The organism is Nocardiopsis sinuspersici (assembly GCF_001998325.1).
Lineage (GTDB): Bacteria > Actinomycetota > Actinomycetes > Streptosporangiales > Streptosporangiaceae > Nocardiopsis > Nocardiopsis sinuspersici.
In genome coordinates this window covers 2,130,489-2,148,340 of record NZ_MCOK01000001.1, presented here as the reverse complement: position 1 = coordinate 2,148,340, position 17,852 = coordinate 2,130,489, and the positions used below count along the sequence as shown (strand labels likewise).

Below are 17,852 nucleotides of genomic sequence, written 5' to 3'. Positions count from 1 at the left end.
GGTGCCTTTGAGCCGTCGCACCGCGTTCGGTGGTGTCGCGGTGCCTGCACCGACGGGCGCCGGACGGGGGGTTCGCGGCGGTGGTTCGGCGTCCTCGCGGAAGACCGGGTGTCCCGGCCGCTGGGGCTTCACGCCCGGGACACCCTCCGCGGTGGAGCGGTTACAGAGCGGTCCACCTGTGGGAGGAGATGTTGTTGTCCAGCACCTCGCCCGAGCCCTTCCCGGTGTTCGCGTCGAACGTCCACTGGCGAAGGTTGTTGAGGACCACACCGTTGTGCACACCCCGGTGGGCGCCGGAGTGGTTGCGTCCCCAGTAGACCCACACGTCGTCGTGGCCACCCGGGTAACCGTTGTTCCACAGCGAGGAGACCTCGTTGCGGCACTTCCCCCAGTCCGAGGAGTAACCCTCCCACGAGGCGCAGTGGCGGCTGCGGTTGAAGTCGTAGTAGACGTGCAGCTTGCCGTCGGCGGCCGCCGTGAGCGGGACCGCGGGCCCGGCTTCGGCGGCCTGTGCGGCGGGGGCGTTCATCACGGCCACGGCGGCGACCGCCATGGCGAGGGCCATCACGCGTTTGATCTTCACAGGTTCTCCATCTCGTGTGTTTCCTACTTCCTTCGGAAGCGGTGTTCGCCCCCGGAGTTCACTGCCGCCCGCTCATCCGCTCCGCCTCCTCGATGACGGAGCGGGCGCGGGGCAGGGCGTCCAACTGCAGCCGGTGCTTCGCCTCCACCGCGGAGCGGTGCAGCCGCTGCAGTTCCTCGCCGTGGTGCTCGTCCAGGTCCGCCGCCGTCGCGGCCAGCCCGGAGTCGAGGGCGCAGCGCGCCTCCGCCAGCGCGAGCCCGACCTCCTCCTCCCTGGGCAGCGGATCCTCCGGCGGAGGTAGCGCACCGCGGACCTCGGTCGGTGTGGCGTAGTCGTGCCCGGCGGCGCCCATGCACTCCGCCCACGGCCGGACGGCCTCCTGGTAGCGCGGGTCGCCGACGACGCGCTGGTAACGGATCTGGGGCAGGGCGTCGACGGTGGTCTCGGCCTGGAACCACGCCGGAAGGTCGTCGTAGAGCTCGCGATCGGCCCATGACTGGCATCCCCGGTCGCTGCGGCCGAACTCCATCCCGTCGGGTGCCGTCGCCGTCAACCCGACGGGGCTGGGCCCGTTGGCGGCTCGCAGCGCCGCCGCCCTGCGCTCCTTCGGCAGGCTCTCGAAATAGCGCTGGTTGGGATCGCTCTCCTGTGACTCGGTCGCCTCGCGCTGAAGCCCGGACCCGTACCCGTGTTCGGCGGCCCAGTCCGGGTCATCGATAACGTAGCGAAATTCCCGGGGCCCGGAAGGGGAAGGGGAAGGGGAGTCATCGGAGACTATCCAGTATTCGAAACCGTGGTTTCGCATGCATTCTCGAAGCAGGAGCTGCTCGGCCCGTTCCAGAGTGGCCTCCTCCTGCGGGGTGGGCTCACGCACGGGGGTGCTCTCCCCGCGGGAATCGGAGCAGGAAACCACGGAAAGAGCGGCTGCTGTCGCCAGAGTCACACCTGTGACCAGGGTGAACATGTGATTCCTGTGGTATTCACAGTGCGCTCCCCTCGGCGTCGCTCCCATGGCCCCTCTTTCGTTCGAATTTCAACGAGTCCCTCTTTCGGTCCCGTTGGTTATTCTTGACCTGCGGCATCGAATTCCGGGATACGTTTTCCCTCGGGCGACAACGTGACCAGAAGATCCAGGAATGCTGGAGAAGTCCGAAATGTCAAAGAAGAGCGCAGGGCTGCGCATCCATTTCAGTCACGATGATCTCGTGCGAATTCGGCTGGCCGATTCCGCCGAACTCATGTGGGAGACCGTCAACAGCCTCCACCTGCTCCAGCACAGGGGCGGAGCACTGTTCTTCGACCCGTGGCGCGACGCGACCCGCGGGGCGCTGCTCGACGGCGGAACCGGCGAGCGCGCACTGCGGTTGCTGCTGGCCCTGGCCCCGTACGCGAACTACTGCCCGGACTTCCTCACCCCGGCCGGCACCGGCCCCGGCTCCGGCGTCGAAGCCGTGCTGAGCACTCCGCTTCCCCGGCTCCGCAAGGAGCTGCGCATCCTGGCCGGCCAGGGGCCCGAGTCCCCGGCACTCGGTCGGCTGGCCGAAGGCGACCCCGCCGCCATGCGCCTGCTCGGCCACGCCCTGCGCGTCTACCACCGCGCCGCCCTCGCACCGTTCTGGCCCCAGATCCGCACCCACGTGCACGCGGACCTGACCCTGCGGGCCCGGACCCTGCGGGGCGGCGGCACCGAGGCGCTCCTCGCCTCGCTGAGCCCTGACATGCGATGGAGGCCGCCCGTCCTGGAGGCCGACTACCCCTTCGACCGCGAACTCCACCTGAACGGACGCGGCCTGCTCCTGGCTCCGTCCTTCTTCTGCTGGGCCATGCCCGTGATACTCGCCGACCCCGATCTGCCACCGGTGCTCGTCTACCCCGTCGAGCGCAGCCTCGGCTGGGCGCAGCGACCGCCACGGCCGGCGGGCCTGGAGCCGCTGATCGGCTCCACCCGGTCCCGGCTCCTCGCGCTGGTGGCCGAGGGCGGGATGTGCACCACGACCGGTCTCGCCCGCACGGCGACCGTCTCGCCCGCGACGGTCAGCAAGCACCTGAACGTACTCCGCGAGGCCGGTCTGGTGCGCAGCCGACAGGAGGGGAAGTACGCCCTGCACAGCGTCACCGGTCTCGGGCTGGACCTGCTGCGAAGGTCCTGACCGCCGGACGCGGAGCCCGGTCCGGGCGTCCCGCCGGAAGGCCGTCGGCGACGCGTCGCCGCGCTGTGCCTACAAGGACCGGGTGACGCCACCCGCTCGCACGGTCGTGCACGGTGGGTCCGCAGGGACGGAAAAATCCGGTGACGGCGGGGGAGCGGTCGGTCATCATGGCCCGATGGTCGACCTCCTCTTCTCCCGGCCGGACATGGCCGAGCTCTACGACTCCTTCTGTTTCTGGGGCTGTTCCCCCGATGACGACTTCTACCTCGACCTGGTGCTGGGCGCCCGCTCGGTACTGGACGCGGGCTGCGGCACCGGCCTGCTCCAGCGGGTGGCGCGCGAGCGCGGTCACACCGGGCGCCTGGTCGGGCTCGATCCGGCCGAGGCGATGCTGGGGGTCGCACGGCGCGAGCGCGACGACATCGAGTGGACCCTGGGCGACCTGGCCCATGGCCCCTACGGCGGGGAGGCGGGCGGCCCCTACGAGAACGAGTTCGACCTGGTCGTCATGACCGGCCACGCCTTCCAGGTGCTCACCACCGACGACGGGCTCCGGGAGGCCCTGGCCGCGGTACGCCGGGCGCTGACCGAGGACGGCCGGTTCGTGTTCGAGACCCGCAATCCCGCCGTACGGGGCTGGGAGGCCTGGTACCCCGAGCAGGTGCGCACCGTGACCGTGCCGGACGGGCGCGAGGCCACCTCGGTGCACCGGCTGGAGAGCGTGGAGGGCGACCTGGTCACCTTCACCTCCGGATACACCGTCGAGGGGTGGGCCCGACCGGGACTCAGCCGCAGCACGCTGCGCTTCCTGGACGCCGACGCCCTGAACGGTTTCCTGGCCGAGGCCGGGCTGGGTGTGAGCGCTCAGTACGGTTACTGGGACCGCAGCCCGCTCACCGAAGCCAGCGAGGAGATCATCACCTTCGCGCGTCCGGTCTGATACGCGCCTCCACCCCGTCGAGCAGGGCGTTCAGCCCGAACCGGAAGGTCTCCCACGCCTCCTGCTCCAGGTAGGGCTCACTCGCGTCCTCGTTGTCGAAGGCGCCCTGTTCGGCCATGAGGGTCAGTACGGGGAAGCGCTCGGAGAAGTCGGGCGCGACCTCCTCCAACTGCGCCGAGCGCGCGTACCACCACTCGTCCTCGGGAACTCCGGTGACCGCGAGTGCTCGGCGGGCCTCGGCCGCGGTCCGCACGGGTCCGCCGACCAGGGTGAACAGGTTGCCGTAGGTGCTGCGGACCTGGGTGGGGCCCAGGCCGGCGCGATGCAGCACCGAGGCCAGCGACTCGAAGAGCCGGTACTCGTTGGGGCCCAGCACGGGCCGGGCCTGGGAGACCTCCAGGGTCCAAGGGTGGCGCAGGTAGAACTCCCACAGGCGGGTGGCCCAGGAGGTCGTGGCCGTCCGCCAGTCCTGTTCCCCGTCGGCCTCCGCGGCGTCGGCCAACTCGCCGAACACGTGGTCGTACATCAACTCGATGAGCTCGTTCTTGCTGGCCACGTAGGTGTACAGGGACATGGCGGTACGCCCCAGGCGCTGGCCCACGGTGCGCATGGACAGCGCGTCCATTCCCTCCTCGTCGGCGACGGCGACGGCCGTCTCCACCACCAGGTCGACGCTGAGCTCGGGTTTGGGCCCGGGCGCGGTCCGGACGGACGGACCGCCGGAGGTGCGCCACAGCAGAGCCATGGAGCGACGGACGTCCCCCTGCCCGGTATACACCACCACTTGCGTCTCCTTATGCCATAAACTAGCGTTCTCGGACCATCAATTTACAGCATAAGCGATTTCTAGGAGCAGCGTGCCCTCCGAACCCGTCACCGCGGACGCCCACGACACCATCCAGGTCAGAGGGGCCAGGGAGAACAACCTCGCCGACGTGTGCGTGGACATCCCCAAACGGAGGCTGAGCGTCTTCACCGGCCTGTCCGGCTCGGGGAAGTCCTCCCTGGTCTTCGGCACGATCGCCGCCGAGTCCCAGCGCCTGATCAACGAGACGTACACGACCTTCGTGCAGTCGTTCATGCCCAGCCTGGGCCGCCCCGACGTGGACAGCCTGCGCAACCTGAGCGCGGCGATCATCGTCGACCAGGAGCGGATGGGCGCCAACTCCCGTTCCACCGTCGGCACCGCCACCGACGCCGCCGCCATGCTGCGCATCGTCTTCAGCCGGGTGGGCACCCCGCGCCTGGAGCCCTCCAGCGTCTTCAGCTTCAACCACTCCGAGGGCATGTGCGGTGAGTGCGAGGGCCTGGGCCGCACCAACCAGATCGACGTGGAGGAGCTCTACGACCGCGACCTGTCCCTGAACGAGGGAGCCATCACCGTCCCGGGCTACGCGGTGGGTTCCTGGTACTGGCAGGTGTTCGTCCACTCGGGCCTCCTGGACGCCGACAAGCGGCTGGCCGACTACACCCGGCAGGAGTGGCAGACCTTCCTGTACCAGCCCACCACCAAGGTCAGGGTGGGCACCAACTCCTTCTCCTACGAGGGCCTGGTCCCCAAGATCAGGCGCACCTACCTGGCCAAGGACCGCGAGAAGATGCAGCCGGCCGTGCGCGCCTTCGTGGACCGGGCCGTGGTCTTCGCGGTGTGCCCCGAGTGCGGGGGCACCCGCCTCAACGCCCAGGCGCGTTCGGTCAGGGTCCTGGGGCGCACCATCACCGAGTGCTCGGCCATGCAGGTCAACGAACTCGCCGAGTTCGTGCGCTCCCTGGACGAGCCCCCGGTCAAGCCCCTGCTGGACAACCTCGGCCACACCCTGGACTCCCTGGTGCAGGTGGGCCTGGGCTACCTGAGCCTGGACCGGGAGTCGGGCACCCTCTCGGGCGGGGAGGCCCAGCGGGTCAAGATGGTGCGCCACCTGGGCTCCAGCCTCAGCGACATCACCTACGTCTTCGACGAGCCCACCGTGGGCCTGCACCCGCACGACATCGAGCGGATGAACCACCTGCTGCTGAGCCTGCGCGACAAGGGCAACACGGTGCTGGTGGTCGAGCACAAGCCCGAGACCATCGCCATCGCCGACCACGTGGTGGACCTGGGTCCCGGCGCCGGCCCCTCGGGCGGGCACGTCACCTACGCCGGGGACGTGGCCGGGCTGCGCGCCTCGGGCACGCTCACCGGGGACCACCTGGACCACCGGGCCGCCCTGCGCACGCGGGTGCGCCGGCCCACGGGAGCCATTCCCATCACCGGGGCCAGCACCCACAACTTGAAGGACGTGAGCGTCGACGTCCCGCTGGGCGTGCTCACCGTGGTCACCGGTGTGGCGGGCTCGGGCAAGAGCTCACTCATCCACGGCGCCCTTCCCGGCCGCGAGGGCGTGGTGGTGGTCGACCAGTCGCCGATCCGGGGATCGCGCCGGTCCAACCCGGCCACCTACACCGGTCTGCTGGACCCGATCCGCACAGCCTTCGCCCGCGCCAACAAGGTCAGGGCGTCGCTGTTCAGCGCCAACTCCGAGGGCGCCTGCCCCGAGTGCAAGGGCGCCGGGGTCGTCTACACCGACCTGGCGATGATGGCCGGGGTCGCCACCACCTGTGAACAGTGCCAGGGCAAGCGGTTCCGGCCGGAGGTCCTCACCCACACGCTGCACGGCAGGAACATCAGCCAGGTGCTGGCGATGTCGGTGGTGGAGGCGCGGGAGTTCTTCACCAACGGCAACGCCCGCACCATCCTGGACCGGCTCCACGACGTGGGCCTGGGCTACCTGGGCCTGGGGCAGCCGCTGACCACCCTGTCGGGCGGTGAGCGCCAGCGCCTCAAGCTGGCGATCAGCATGGCCAAGGAGGGGGCGGTGTACGTGCTGGACGAGCCCACCAGCGGCCTGCACCTGGCCGACGTGGACCGGCTCCTGGCGCTGTTGGACCGTCTGGTGGAGGACGGCAACACGGTGGTGGTCATCGAGCACCACCAGGCGGTGATGGCCCACGCCGACCACATCATCGATCTGGGCCCGGGTGCCGGACACGACGGCGGCCGTGTCGTCTTCGAGGGCGGTCCCGCCGACCTGGTCGCCGACGGTGACACCCTCACCGCCCGCCACCTGCGCGCCTACCTGAAGCGCTGAGCCCCGTTCCCACCGCGGGCCGGGAGGGCCGGGGGCGGCGAGACCGGCAGCGAGATCATCGAAGTGTTCGACGACCGCTGCAACTAACACCCGCATCCGGCAGGCCCCGGCCCCTCCGGCCGGGGTTGTCGGTCCCTCCGTGCCAAGGGCGAGGCGCCCGCTCCCAGAGCGGTGCGCTCTCGCACGGCACTGGTGGGCTCACCCTCGCCGTACTCCGCCCGGGGTGCCCACCGGGCGGCCGGGTCCCCCGGACGGAGCCCTCCCGCCCGGGGGACCACGGGGTCAGGTCCCTTCCTTCTCCAACAGGTCCTTGAGCCGTGCCAGGCGCTGCCTCCAGAACGCCTTGGCGGCCTCGGCCGCCTCGGCGTCGGCCAGCTTGGAGTGCTCGAAGGCGACCACGGCCCTGCTCTCGCCCTTGGCCGTGAACCTGACGGTGAGCCGACCCGCGTGGCCGAAGTCGGCGGTCAACCGCCGGGGCTCGGTGGCGGTGCGCACCGACAGGTCGCCGCCGGGCAGCCACCGCTCACGCCGGTCCGCCTCCGTGAAGGCCGCGAAGAGCCGCTCCACCGGCACGTCGACGGTCTTGCTGGCGCTGACGGCGAATCCGTCCTTCTTCTGCCCCGGCACCCGCAGGCCGCGCGCCTGCTCGTAGGCGACGGTGACGGTCTGCGCCCACCAGTCGGGCACGTCGTGCTCCTGGACCAGCCAGGCGGCGATCTCGGTGTGCGTGCGTCCTGTGGCGCCCCAGGCGTCCAACAGCGCGAACCATCCGGCGTAGTCGCGGCCGGTGCGTTCCCTGACGGACCCGTCGGGGATGCGGGTGTCCATCGCCGCGGTGGAGGCGGTGTGCCCGGCACCGGCTCGGACACCCTCCGAGGCGGTGTCCGAGCGCGTGAGGGAAGCGGAGGCGGGAGCGCCGTCGGCGCGGGCGAGCAGGTGGGCGCGGGCGGAGGAGTAGCTCTCGCCGGTCCTGTCCATCCGGGCGCGCACCCGCTGCTTGAAGGACTTGTTCCTGGTCATGACGGCTCCTCGGCGGCGGCGTCGAAGCCCACGCCTTCTCCGCCTCGCCGGATGAGGCACGTCAGGACCGGCGTCCCGAGAACTCCAGGGTCCCCTTTGCCCCCTCACAGCCGGTGGCGTGGGCACCGGAACCGGGGGTTGGGCGCGGGACCGCGCCTTCTCCAACGGTACTGCGCCTCCGAGGGATTCTCCAGACCCGGGGCCCCGTCACCCCGGGGACGGGTGGGTGAGGGCCCAGGGACGCACCAGGGCCATCCCCGATGGCCCTCTGGCCGCGTGTATTAGATTCTGTCCATGCGGCCAGAAAAAGAACCAAACGGTCAGAGCCGGTCCTTCATCGAGGAGGCCCGCAGGGCGCAGATCATCGCGGCGGCGATCGGGACCATCGCCGAGGTGGGCTACCCCAACGCCTCCCTGGCGCGGATCGCGCGCACGGCCGGGATCAGCAAGGGCGTGATCTCCTACCACTTCGCCGGAAAGGACGAGCTGATGGACCAGGTGGTGACGAACGTCTACACCGAGATCACCGAGTCGGTCGTCCCCGGGGTCCTGGAGCAGGCAAGCGCCGCCGACATGCTGCGCGCCCACGTGCGCGGCGTGGCCGAGTACGCGCTGGCCAACCCCGAACGCATGACCACGCTGAAACAGATCTTCACCCACGCGCGCAAGGCCGACGGCTCCCCGCGCTACGGGGCTGCGGAGTCCGACGCCCTCTACGAGTCCCTGGAGGGGCTCTACCGGGGCGGACAGGAGAGCGGCGAGTTGCGTGACTTCGACGTGCGGGTGATGGCGGTGACCCAGCAGTCGGCGATCGACACGATGTTCGCCTACTGGGACGCCCACCCCGGCCATGACCTCATGGCGCACGCCCGCGAACTGGGAGAACTGCTCGTGCGGGCCACCCGCGCCGACCAGCCCCCACTCCCACCACCGTCCCCCGAATGACGAGGACCCCATGACACAGCGAGCCCGCCCGCCCCTGGACCCGGACGTCACCGCGCCACCGCCGGGAAGGCGCCTCCACCACGTCGACAACCTGCGGGTCATGCTGACCGTGCTGGTCGTCCTGCACCACGTGGCGGTCACCTACGGCAACATCCCGATCTGGTTCTACACCGAGCCCGCCCAGGACCCCTCCGGCGGACTGCTCGACCTGTTCGTCATCATCAACCAGACCTACTTCATGGGGATGTTCTTCCTGCTCGCGGGCTACTTCGTACCCGGCGCGGCCGACCGCAGGGGGCCACGGGGCCTGGTCCGTGAGCGCCTGGTGCGCCTGGGCGTGCCCCTGCTGCTGTTCGTGCTGCTGGTACGCCCGCTGCTGACCGTCAACGCCTACACCGCCGCGGCCGGGGCGGCCGCCGCCGAGGGCTCCGAACTCCCGTACTGGCTCTTCTACCTGATCAGCTTCGACCCGGGGCCGATGTGGTTCGTCGAGGTGCTGCTGGTTTTCAGCCTGGCCTACGTGGTGATCCGGGGCCTGCGCGAGCGCCGCGCCCGGCGTGCGGGCCTGGTCATCGCACCCCCGGCCCCTCCCGCCGACAGCGCGCCGCCGCGCTGGCTGTGGCCGGTCCTGGGCTTCGTCCTGGGCCTGGCCCTGGTCACCTTCGCCTGGCGCTACCTGGCCCCCGCCCCGTACTGGCCCTTCGTCGGCCTGCCCAGTCCCGGCTACCTGCCCCAGTACCTCGCCCTGTTCATGGTGGGCGTGCTCGCCTACCGGGGCGACTGGCTCACCCGCCTGCCCGGCGCGGCCGGATGGTTCGGAGCCGCCCTGGCCGCGGCGGGGCTCCTGGCACTACCGGTCGTCATGGTGGTGGCGGGCGGGGCCGCCCCGACCCCGGGCACCTGGCAGGCGCTGGCGCAGATCGTGGTGGAGACCTGCTTCGCGATGGGCATGGTGCTCATGCTGCTGGTGTTCTTTCGCCGCTTCCTCGACCGGCAGAACCGCTTCGGGAGGTTCCTGTCCGAGAACGCCTTCGCCGTGTACTTCCTGCATCCGCTGGTACTGGTCGGCCTCGGCTTGGCGCTGAGCGGTTGGGAGGCGGCCGCGATCGCCAAGTTCGCCGTGATGGGAGCCCTCGCCGTCCCGGCCTGCTGGCTCCTGGCCGCCGCCGTCCGTGCCGTCCCGGGGGCCAAGAGGATCCTCTGACCGGCCGTCGTCCCACCGTCCCCGCCCTTCAGGGACGGGGACGGTCCCCTTTCCGCTTCCCGCCCCGTGTCGACCGGGTCCGGGGCGTGTGCCCGTCGAACACGTCCTAAGGTCGGACCGAATCGACCCGAAGGGACCGTGGTGACCAGTCAGAGGGAACGCATGCTCGCCGGTGAGCTCTACCAGGCCGACGACCCCGAACTCCAGGCCGACCTGGTGCGCGCGGAGAGGCGCGCGGAGGCGTTCAACAACTCCTCCGTCGACGACCCGGCCCGCCGGGAGATCCTGGCCGAGCTGGTGGGCGAGCTGGGCGAGGACACCTGGGTCCGGCCGCCCCTGCGGGTGGACTACGGGTACCGGATCAGCCTGGGGCCCCGCACGTTCGTCAACTGCGGAGCGGTGATGCTGGACGTGGCCACGATCCGCGTCGGCGCGGACGTACAGATCGGCCCGAACGTGCAGCTGCTCACCCCCACCCACCCCATCGACCCCGAGCAGAGGCGCGCCAAGTGGGAGGCGGCCGAGCCGATCACCATCGGCGACAACGTGTGGCTGGGCGGCGGGGTCATCGTCTGCCCCGGTGTGAGCATCGGGGAGAACACCGTGGTGGGCGCCGGTGCGGTGGTCACGCGCGACCTGCCCGCCGGCGTGGTGGCGGTCGGCAACCCGGCCCGTGTCGTGCGCGAGCTCTGAGGCGTCGCCCGCGGCCCCTCGCCGCCGTCGGCGGTCCGTGCCGGCTCCGCACCCCGGGCCCCACGGGCGGGAGGGGTGCGTCCGTCCCCCGGTGTGGCGCCACCGGGGGACGGGGACTGGGGCCTACCCGGCCGTGGCGGGCTCGGGGTCGCCGGTGGCGAACTGGGTCCGGTACAGCTCGGCGTAGCGGCCATCCCGGGCGAGCAGTTCGGTGTGCGTGCCGCGCTCGACGATCCGCCCGGCCTCGACCACGAGGATGGCGTCGGCGGCGCGGACCGTGGAGAGCCGGTGGGCGATGACCAGGGCGGTCCGCCCCTGTAGCGCCTCTGCCAGAGCCTCCTGTACCGCGGCCTCGGAGGTGGAGTCCAGGGCCGAGGTCGCCTCGTCCAGGAGGACCACCTCGGGTGCGGCCAGCAGCAGCCGGGCGATGGTCAGGCGCTGGCGCTCACCGCCGGAGAACCGGTACCCGCGTTCGCCGACCACCGTGTCCAGCCCGTCGGGCAGGGAGGCGACGAGTTCGTCCAGGCGGGCGCGGCGCAGCACGTCCCACAGCTCCTCCTCGGCCGCCTCGGGACGGGCCAGTGACAGGTTGGCGCGGATGGACTCGTGGAAGAGGTGCCCGTCCTGGGTGACCATGCCCAGGGTGGCGCGCACCGAGTCGAAGGTCAGGTCGCGCACGTCCACCCCGGCCAGGCGCACGGCGCCGGAGTCCACGTCGTGCAGACGCGGGGCCAGTTGGGCGATGGTGGACTTGCCCGCACCGGAGGAGCCGACCAGGGCGACCGTCTGCCCGGGTTCGACCCGGAAGGAGATCCCGTGCAGAACGTCGCGCTGCTCGGTGACGTCCAGGGTGGCGACCTCCTCCAGCGAGGCCAGCGACACCTTGTCGGCGGTGGGATAGGCGAAGGTGACGTCGTCGAACTCCAGCGACACCGGTCCGGCGGGGACCGTTTCGGCTCCGGGCCGCTCGTCCACCAGCGGCTTGAGGTCCAGGACCTCGAAGACCCTGCTGAAGCTGACCAGGGCGCTCATGACCTCCACGCGTGCGCCGGCCAGGGCCGTGAGCGGGGCGTACAGGCGGGTGAGCAGCATGCCCATGGACACCACGGTGCCCGCGTCGAGCTGGCCGCGCAGGGCGTAGAACCCGCCCAGCCCGTAGACCAGGGCCAGGGCGAGCGCGGAGACCAGGGTCAGCGCGGTGAAGAAGACCTCCTGGACCATGGCGGTGCGCACGCCGATGTCGCGCACCCGTCCGGCCCTGCGGGCGAACTCGGCGGACTCCTCCCTCGGGCGGCCGAAGAGCTTGACCAGGGTGGCGCCGGGCGCGGAGAAGCGCTCGGTCATCTGGGTGCCCATGGCCGCGTTGTGCAGGGCGCGTTCGCGTTCGATCCGGGCCAGGCGGGCGCCCATGCGGCGGGCGGGCACCACGAACAGCGGCAGGAGTACGAGCGCGAGCAGGGTGATCTGCCAGGACAGGGCGAGCATCACCCCCAGGGCCAGGACCAGGGTGACCAGGTTGCTCACCACCCCGGAGAGCACGTTGCTGAAGGTGCGCTGGGCACCGATGACGTCGTTGTTGAGACGGCTGACCAGGGCTCCGGTGCGGGTGCGGGTGAAGAAGGCGACCGGCATGCGCTGGACGTGGTCGTAGACGGTGGTGCGCAGGTCCAGGATGAGCCCCTCGCCGACGCGGGCCGAGAACCAGCGCACCGCCAGCCTCAGGACGGCCTCGAGGATCGCGACGGTGGCGATGAGCCCGGCCAGGAGGAGCACCGGTCCCAGTGCGCCGCCGTCGGTGATGGCGTTGACGACCTCTCCGGCCAGGAGCGGGGAGGCCACGGTCAGCACGGCGGTGACCACGCTCAGGGCCAGGAACCAGGTCAGGTGCCGTGCGTGGGGTCTGGCGAAGGCCGCGATCCGGCGCAGGAGGGGGAGGGAGAATGGGCGCTGGTCCTCTTGGGCGTGTACCGCGTGGTACATCGAGTTCCACGCGGCCATTTCCATGCTCATGGTCGTTCACCGGGTCCGTCGGGGTTGTTGCCATGAACCGTAGAACCTCAACAAAGGTTGAGGTCAAACCCCGGGGCGGGAGCGGCGTGGGCGTCGGGGCGGGGAGCTACCGCACGCGCGTGCGTCCCGCGGTCAGGGCACTGGTGGCGTTGGCCGCCACGACCGCCGCGATGGCCGCACAGTCCACCGGGTCCAGCGCCTGGTCCAGCACCACCAGGCCTGCCAGGGCCGCCATCACGGGGTGGACGCTCATGAACAGGCCGAAGAAGCGGGCCGGGACCCGCCGCAGGGCGAACAGGTCTCCCAGGAACGGCACGGTCGAGGACAGCACACCCGCCGCGGCGGCACAGGCCAGCGCGGCCGGTGTCGGCGGGTGGTGCCAGAGCACCCACGCCCCCACCGGCACGAACAACAGGGCGGAGACCCCGGCGGAGGCGGCCGAGCCCTCGATACCCGACACCCTGCGCCCCACCGTACGGTTGAGCAGGATGTAGCCGGCCCAGCAGGCGGCGGCCAGCAGGGCCAGCGCCAGGCCCGTGTGGTCGCTGCTGGGCTGGGGGCGCATCAGCACCGCCACCGCGCCCCCGGCCACCAGGGCGCACCCCAGGTCCACCCACCGGCGCGAGGCGGCCAGGGCCACGGCCAGCGGACCGAGGAACTCCAGGGTCACCGCCAGCCCCAGGCCGATCCGGTCGACGGCGAAGTACAGCGTCAGGTTCATGGTCGCGAAGACCAGGGCCATGGACAGCACCGGCCACCACTGGCGCCAGGTGAAGGAGCGCATCCGAGGACGTCCCAGCGACATCAGGACCAGGCCCGCGACCCACTGGCGCACGGCCACCACACCGGCCGGGCCGATCACGGGAAAGGCCAGCGCGGCGGTGGAGGCGCCGAGCTGGTTGGACATCCCGCCGCACAGCATCACCGCCATACCCACAAGGCGCTCCCGGGGCCCTTGAACCGCTCCGGTGGGGGAGGCCGCCGTGAGGTCCGTGCCTGTCGAGGTCTTCATGGGGCGAGCATGCGACCTGTGCTCACATACGCAAAATGCATGCCCTGATGCTTCTATACGCTGTGCGTATGGGTATGGAGCTGCACCACCTGCGCTGCCTGGTCACCATCGTCGACACCGGCAGCTTCACCGAGGCCGCCTTCGAACTCGGCACCTCCCAGGCGGCGGTCTCCCGCAACCTCGCCGCGCTGGAGCGGTTCCTGGGGGTGCGTCTGCTGCACCGCACCAGCCGCGACGTGGCCCCCACCACGGCGGGCGTGCAGGTACTGGCCCGTGCGCGGGCCGTGCTGGCTGAGGCCGACAACCTGGTGCGCGAGGCCACCACCGGGCACAGCCGGCTGCGCCTGGGGCACGCGTGGTCGGCCGTGGGCCGCCACACCCGCGAGTTCCAGCGGTGCTGGGCGATCCGCCACCCCGACGTCGACCTGCACATGGTCCGGACCAACTCGCCCACCGGGGGCTTGGCCGAGGGGCTGTGCGACCTGGCCGTGGTCCGCGCCGCATTCGACGAGCGCCGCTTCGACAGCGCCGTCGTCGGCCACGAGCGCCGTTACTGCGCCATGGCCTCCGACGATCCCTGGGCGCGGCGCCGCTCCATCCGCCTGGCGGAGATCGCCGACCGACACGTCCTCGTCGACCGCCGCACGGGCACCACCACCGCCGAACTGTGGCCCGAACAGAGGCGGCCGTCCATGGAGCACGTCAACGACATCGACGACTGGCTCACCGGGATCGCCACCGGGCACAGCGTAGGCGTCACCGCCGAGAGCACCGTGACCCAGTACCGGCGCGACGGCATCGCCTTTCGCCTGGTGGGAGACGCCCCGCGTGTCCCGGTCCGGGTGCTCTGGCGGCGCCACGACCCCCATCCGGCCACCTACGCGGCCGTGGCCCTGCTCTCGGACCTGTACGGGGAGCGGTCGGCACGTTGAGGGCCGGGCGGGGAGCCGCGTCGAACTGCGTCACAGGCCGTCCAGGAAGACGACGGGCCCGTCGAGAAGCCCGGTGAGGCCCAGTCCGTGCACGAGGACCAGGAAGCCCACGATGCCGAGGAGCCAGCCCATGGCCTCCCGGGAGCCGGACTCGACCTTGGCGCGCCAGCGCTCCAGACGCGGGCGCAGGCGCTCGCCCAGGGCGCGGTAGCCCAGGTAGAGCAGGATTGGCGGCAGCACCATGACGACGTTGTAGGCGGCGAGCACGGGCACCCACACGGCCGGGGACAGTTCGGCGGTGGTCATGATGCCGACCGCCCCGAAGTAGGGCAGGGCGGTGCCGCCCTCCAGCAGGCCGGTGGCCAGGCCCAGGGCGATCATCGCGGTGGCGCTCAGGGAGGAGGGCCTTCGCTGCCTGCGCGGCCGGTCGGGCGTGAACAGCGCGTAGGCGAACATGCCTCCGCCCAGGGCCGCCATCGGCCAGCCCAGGACGGGACTGTCGGCGAGGCCCTCCAGCTCCTCGAACAGGAAGCCGAAGCCGAACATGAGCGCGCAGCCCAGGGCGAAGTAGAAGACCGCGACGGTGGCCAGGTAGGCGAACAGGGAGCGGGCCACCCGGCGCGCCCCGCTGAGCAACACGTACAGCGAGACGCCGATGGTGGCGGGGCTGAGCGTGTCCAGCAGGGCCAGTCCGGCGACCGGGATCAGCACGTCGAGGGCCGGCATGGGGTCTCCCGTCTTTTTGTCACGCCTGTGCTAAATAAATTATCACAGGTGTGCTAAAAAATGGAGGGTGCCCAAGATCGTCGACCACGAACAACGCCGCCGGGAACTGGCCGAGGCCCTGTGGCGGGTCATCTCCGCATCGGGACCGACCGCCGTGTCCATCCGCTCCGTGGCCGCCGAGGCGGGTTGGTCGCCCGGCGCGCTGCGCTACTACTTCCCCACGCGCGAGGACCTGCTCGTCTTCGCCATGAACCTGTCCGAGGAACGCGTCACCGAGCGCCTCCTGGCCCTACAGCACACCCAGTCACCGGACACGCCCCTGCTGGAGCGGGTGGCCGAGTACGCCGAGCAGCTCCTGCCCCTGGACCAGACCCGCCGCACCGAGTACCGGGCCTGGGAGGCCGCCGGGCTCCTGGGGGAGTACGACCGCGACCGGGAGCGGCGCTGGAACAGCCAGCGCAGGCTCTACCGCCAACTGGTCGCGATCATCACCGGACTGCCGGCACGGGACCCCTTCCAGCCCCATCCCGACCCGTGGACGGAGGAGTGGTCCGGCTACCTGCACACCCTGGTGGACGGATTCGCCCTACAGTTGATGGTCACCCCCGGAATGACCGATCCGGACGACGTCCGGCACCGGCTGCGCGCCTTCCTCGCCCGCATGGAGGAGGCCTGGCACCACCACGCCGGCTCCTGACCGTCCGCCCTTTCGATTACGTATGCATTCACATGTGTCCATGTGTCGTCTTTTATGTCGAAGGTCCGTATTCTCCGCCGCCCTCGGTGGTCGATACTGAGTGGGGACAGTGACCGGAGCCATCGGGGGAGACGCGCGTGACCAGCAGCCAGACCAGTGAGACGGCATCCGGATCCCAGCCTGAGCTGACCTACAGGCACGCCGTGGCCGCTGACGTCCCCGTCCTCGTCGAACTGGTCAACTCCTGTTACCGGGGCGACTCCTCCAAGCGGGGATGGACCACCGAGGCCGACCTGCTCGACGGCCAGCGCGTGGACGCCGAGGGTATGGCCGAACTCCTGGAGCGCACCAACACCATCGTCCTGGTCGCCGAGGCCGAGGGGCGGATCGTGTCCTGCTGCGAACTCCAGCGCGGCGTCAACGGCGCCTACTTCGGCATGTTCTCGGTGCTGCCCACCATCCAGGGCGGCGGTCTGGGCAAGCGGGTCCTGGCCGAGGCCGAGAACACCGCGGCCCGCGAGTGGGGCTGCCGCCTGATGCGGATGAAGGTGCTCAAGCAGCGTCCGGAGCTGATCGCCTGGTACGAGCGCCGCGGCTACACCAACACCGGCAAGACCGAGCCCTTCCCCTACGGAGACGAGAGCTTCGGTCTGCCCAGGCGCGCCGACCTGGCCTTCGTCGAGCTCACCCGGGAGCTGCCCGCTCCCTGAGCCCGCCGCGCCGCCTCGGCCGGGTCCGCGGCCCGGCCGGGTCAGTCCTGTTCGAGGTTGGCCGACATCCGCTCCAGCACGTCGACGGTGATCCGGTACTCCTCGTCGCTGATTCCGCGTGAGATACGGCGCCGGGCGTCCTGCACCTTGGCGAAGAGCGACTCGTGCGCGCTCTCGCCCGCCGGGGTCAGTTCGAGGGCGACCAGCCCCTCGACCCAGCCGCGCCGGCGCAGGTGCTCCACCACCGGGGTCACGGTGTACTCGTTCTCCTCCAGGAACGGGGCGAGCCTGCGATCCAGGTCGGCGATCGTTCCGGGGTCGGTGTGCAGGGAGTTGAGCACCTGCCAGTGGCGGCGCCCCAGTTCCTCCGAGGCCAGGACCCGGTCGAAGTCGTTCTCGATGAGCCGGTCCAGGTGTTTGAGCCAGTAGCCGATCGGCAGGTCGGACATGGTGCCTCCTCCAGTACGGCGTCAGCGGACTGCCACATCTTCCCGGGCGATCGAAGATATATCGCCGTATCGCGACTCGCCAGCGCGTCGGGAAGGTGTCGCCGCCGCCCGCTAGCGTTCCCCCATGTCCTTCCCCACTCCTTCCGGACTACGGATCGTTCGCGGCGACGCCACCGATCCCCAAGCCTTCGGGCCCAAGATCATCGCTCACGTGTGCAACGACCGGGGCGGCTGGGGCAAGGGCTTCGTACTGGCTCTCTCCAGAAGCTGGAGCGAGCCCGAACGCGACTACCGCGCCTGGTACCGCGAGCGCGCACGCAACGACTTCGCGCTGGGCGCCGTGCGCCTGGTGCCGGTCGGAACCGGCACACGGGTGGCGAACATGGTCGCCCAGCACGGTGTCCGGCGGGGGAGCGGAGGCCCGCCCATCCGCTACGAGGCGGTCTCCGCCTGCCTGCGCGCCCTGGCCGGGCACGCACGCGAACTGGGCGCCACCGTGCACATGCCCCGCATCGGCTGCGGGCCGGCCGGAGGCAGATGGGAACTCATCCAGCCCCTGGTCGAGGCCGAACTCCTCGGCCGGGGCGTCGGGGTCACCGTCTACGACACCGACTGACACGGCTGCCCGGACGCCGGAGCACCCCCGTTCGCCG

Annotated in this window: 18 protein-coding genes; 10 read left to right on the top strand and 8 right to left on the bottom strand. The window is 70.9% G+C overall.

What is annotated here, in order from left to right; translation table 11 throughout:
- Positions 1 to 160: 160 nt before the first annotated feature.
- Together NOSIN_RS09125 and NOSIN_RS09120 are read right to left on the bottom strand one after the other, a co-directional pair.
- On the bottom strand, positions 161 to 583 hold the full coding sequence (locus tag NOSIN_RS09125; RefSeq protein ID WP_143832898.1) for a hypothetical protein: 423 nt from the start codon (positions 581 to 583) through the stop codon (positions 161 to 163).
- A gap of 58 nt (positions 584 to 641) precedes the next feature.
- Positions 642 to 1,457, bottom strand: a complete 816-nt coding sequence (locus NOSIN_RS09120) for a hypothetical protein (protein ID WP_236743335.1) — start codon at positions 1,455 to 1,457, stop codon at positions 642 to 644.
- 331 nt (positions 1,458 to 1,788) lie between these two features.
- On the opposite strand from NOSIN_RS09120, the gene NOSIN_RS09115 reads away from it, so the two are divergent.
- Both NOSIN_RS09115 and NOSIN_RS09110 read left to right on the top strand, forming a co-directional pair.
- Positions 1,789 to 2,733 carry an ArsR/SmtB family transcription factor gene (locus tag NOSIN_RS09115; RefSeq protein WP_206057586.1) on the top strand — a complete coding sequence of 315 codons (945 nt, stop codon included), beginning with the start codon at positions 1,789 to 1,791 and terminating at the stop codon, positions 2,731 to 2,733.
- Positions 2,734 to 2,908: 175 nt separating this feature from the next.
- Positions 2,909 to 3,673: a class I SAM-dependent DNA methyltransferase gene (locus tag NOSIN_RS09110; protein ID WP_077690315.1), complete on the top strand. Its 765-nt coding sequence runs from the start codon at positions 2,909 to 2,911 to the stop codon at positions 3,671 to 3,673.
- Here NOSIN_RS09110 and NOSIN_RS09105 read toward each other — a convergent pair.
- Positions 3,651 to 4,457 (bottom strand): TetR/AcrR family transcriptional regulator, encoded by an 807-nt coding sequence (locus NOSIN_RS09105; protein WP_077690314.1) that lies wholly within the window; start codon positions 4,455 to 4,457, stop codon positions 3,651 to 3,653. The two genes, NOSIN_RS09110 and NOSIN_RS09105, sit on opposite strands and share 23 nt — an antisense overlap.
- A 73-nt stretch (positions 4,458 to 4,530) precedes the next feature.
- Here NOSIN_RS09105 and NOSIN_RS09100 point away from each other — a divergent pair, with 73 nt between their 5' ends.
- A complete protein-coding gene (locus tag NOSIN_RS09100) occupies positions 4,531 to 6,801 on the top strand; it encodes an ATP-binding cassette domain-containing protein (RefSeq protein WP_077690313.1) in 2,271 nt (756 codons plus the stop codon).
- Positions 6,802 to 7,083: 282 nt separating this feature from the next.
- Here NOSIN_RS09100 and NOSIN_RS09095 read toward each other — a convergent pair whose 3' ends face one another.
- Complete coding sequence (locus NOSIN_RS09095) at positions 7,084 to 7,821, bottom strand: DUF4287 domain-containing protein (protein ID WP_077690312.1); 738 nt, start codon at positions 7,819 to 7,821, stop codon at positions 7,084 to 7,086.
- 294 nt (positions 7,822 to 8,115) lie between these two features.
- Between NOSIN_RS09095 and NOSIN_RS09090 the strand changes: the two genes are divergently transcribed.
- From NOSIN_RS09090 to NOSIN_RS09080, 3 genes are all read left to right on the top strand, one after another.
- Positions 8,116 to 8,766, top strand: coding sequence for a TetR/AcrR family transcriptional regulator (locus NOSIN_RS09090; RefSeq protein ID WP_077690311.1), 651 nt, complete (start codon positions 8,116 to 8,118; stop codon positions 8,764 to 8,766).
- Between the two features lie 10 nt (positions 8,767 to 8,776).
- Complete coding sequence (locus NOSIN_RS09085; RefSeq protein WP_077690310.1) at positions 8,777 to 9,970, top strand: acyltransferase family protein; 1,194 nt, start codon at positions 8,777 to 8,779, stop codon at positions 9,968 to 9,970.
- Positions 9,971 to 10,132: 162 nt separating this feature from the next.
- The gene (locus NOSIN_RS09080) at positions 10,133 to 10,663 is read left to right on the top strand and encodes a sugar O-acetyltransferase (protein ID WP_171986654.1); all 531 of its coding nucleotides are present in this window, start codon (positions 10,133 to 10,135) and stop codon (positions 10,661 to 10,663) included.
- Positions 10,664 to 10,786: 123 nt separating this feature from the next.
- Here the strand turns inward: NOSIN_RS09080 and NOSIN_RS09075 are convergent, their stop codons facing one another.
- Positions 10,787 to 12,673 (bottom strand): ABC transporter ATP-binding protein, encoded by a 1,887-nt coding sequence (locus NOSIN_RS09075; RefSeq protein WP_143832895.1) that lies wholly within the window; start codon positions 12,671 to 12,673, stop codon positions 10,787 to 10,789.
- A gap of 106 nt (positions 12,674 to 12,779) precedes the next feature.
- Positions 12,780 to 13,685, bottom strand: coding sequence for an EamA family transporter (locus NOSIN_RS09070; protein ID WP_077690307.1), 906 nt, complete (start codon positions 13,683 to 13,685; stop codon positions 12,780 to 12,782).
- A gap of 68 nt (positions 13,686 to 13,753) precedes the next feature.
- On the opposite strand from NOSIN_RS09070, the gene NOSIN_RS09065 reads away from it, so the two are divergent.
- A complete protein-coding gene (locus tag NOSIN_RS09065) occupies positions 13,754 to 14,617 on the top strand; it encodes a LysR family transcriptional regulator (RefSeq protein ID WP_077690306.1) in 864 nt (287 codons plus the stop codon).
- 30 nt (positions 14,618 to 14,647) lie between these two features.
- On the opposite strand, the gene NOSIN_RS09060 is transcribed toward NOSIN_RS09065, so the two are convergent.
- Complete coding sequence (locus NOSIN_RS09060) at positions 14,648 to 15,343, bottom strand: GAP family protein (protein WP_077690305.1); 696 nt, start codon at positions 15,341 to 15,343, stop codon at positions 14,648 to 14,650.
- Between the two features lie 67 nt (positions 15,344 to 15,410).
- On the opposite strand from NOSIN_RS09060, the gene NOSIN_RS09055 reads away from it, so the two are divergent.
- Both NOSIN_RS09055 and NOSIN_RS09050 read left to right on the top strand, forming a co-directional pair.
- Positions 15,411 to 16,040, top strand: coding sequence for a TetR/AcrR family transcriptional regulator (locus tag NOSIN_RS09055; RefSeq protein ID WP_077690304.1), 630 nt, complete (start codon positions 15,411 to 15,413; stop codon positions 16,038 to 16,040).
- Between the two features lie 137 nt (positions 16,041 to 16,177).
- A complete protein-coding gene (locus NOSIN_RS09050; protein WP_077690303.1) occupies positions 16,178 to 16,750 on the top strand; it encodes a GNAT family N-acetyltransferase in 573 nt (190 codons plus the stop codon).
- A 41-nt stretch (positions 16,751 to 16,791) separates the two neighbouring features.
- Here NOSIN_RS09050 and NOSIN_RS09045 read toward each other — a convergent pair whose 3' ends face one another.
- On the bottom strand, positions 16,792 to 17,199 hold the full coding sequence (locus tag NOSIN_RS09045) for a MarR family winged helix-turn-helix transcriptional regulator (protein ID WP_077690302.1): 408 nt from the start codon (positions 17,197 to 17,199) through the stop codon (positions 16,792 to 16,794).
- Between the two features lie 124 nt (positions 17,200 to 17,323).
- On the opposite strand from NOSIN_RS09045, the gene NOSIN_RS09040 reads away from it, so the two are divergent.
- Positions 17,324 to 17,815: a macro domain-containing protein gene (locus NOSIN_RS09040; protein ID WP_077690301.1), complete on the top strand. Its 492-nt coding sequence runs from the start codon at positions 17,324 to 17,326 to the stop codon at positions 17,813 to 17,815.
- The last annotated feature ends 37 nt before the right edge of the window (positions 17,816 to 17,852 follow it).

Bases quoted from the DNA above. Each gene is read 5' to 3' on its own strand.
- NOSIN_RS09110 (WP_077690315.1), top strand. From the start codon at position 2,909: ATGGTCGACCTCCTCTTCTCCCGGCCGGACATGGCCGAGCTCTACGAC.
- NOSIN_RS09095 (WP_077690312.1), bottom strand. From the start codon at position 7,821: ATGACCAGGAACAAGTCCTTCAAGCAGCGGGTGCGCGCCCGGATGGAC.
- NOSIN_RS09090 (WP_077690311.1), top strand. From the start codon at position 8,116: ATGCGGCCAGAAAAAGAACCAAACGGTCAGAGCCGGTCCTTCATCGAG.
- NOSIN_RS09085 (WP_077690310.1), top strand. From the start codon at position 8,777: ATGACACAGCGAGCCCGCCCGCCCCTGGACCCGGACGTCACCGCGCCA.
- NOSIN_RS09080 (WP_171986654.1), top strand. From the start codon at position 10,133: ATGCTCGCCGGTGAGCTCTACCAGGCCGACGACCCCGAACTCCAGGCC.
- NOSIN_RS09075 (WP_143832895.1), bottom strand. From the start codon at position 12,673: ATGAGCATGGAAATGGCCGCGTGGAACTCGATGTACCACGCGGTACAC.
- NOSIN_RS09070 (WP_077690307.1), bottom strand. From the start codon at position 13,685: ATGAAGACCTCGACAGGCACGGACCTCACGGCGGCCTCCCCCACCGGA.
- NOSIN_RS09065 (WP_077690306.1), top strand. From the start codon at position 13,754: ATGGGTATGGAGCTGCACCACCTGCGCTGCCTGGTCACCATCGTCGAC.
- NOSIN_RS09060 (WP_077690305.1), bottom strand. From the start codon at position 15,343: ATGCCGGCCCTCGACGTGCTGATCCCGGTCGCCGGACTGGCCCTGCTG.
- NOSIN_RS09045 (WP_077690302.1), bottom strand. From the start codon at position 17,199: ATGTCCGACCTGCCGATCGGCTACTGGCTCAAACACCTGGACCGGCTC.
- NOSIN_RS09040 (WP_077690301.1), top strand. From the start codon at position 17,324: ATGTCCTTCCCCACTCCTTCCGGACTACGGATCGTTCGCGGCGACGCC.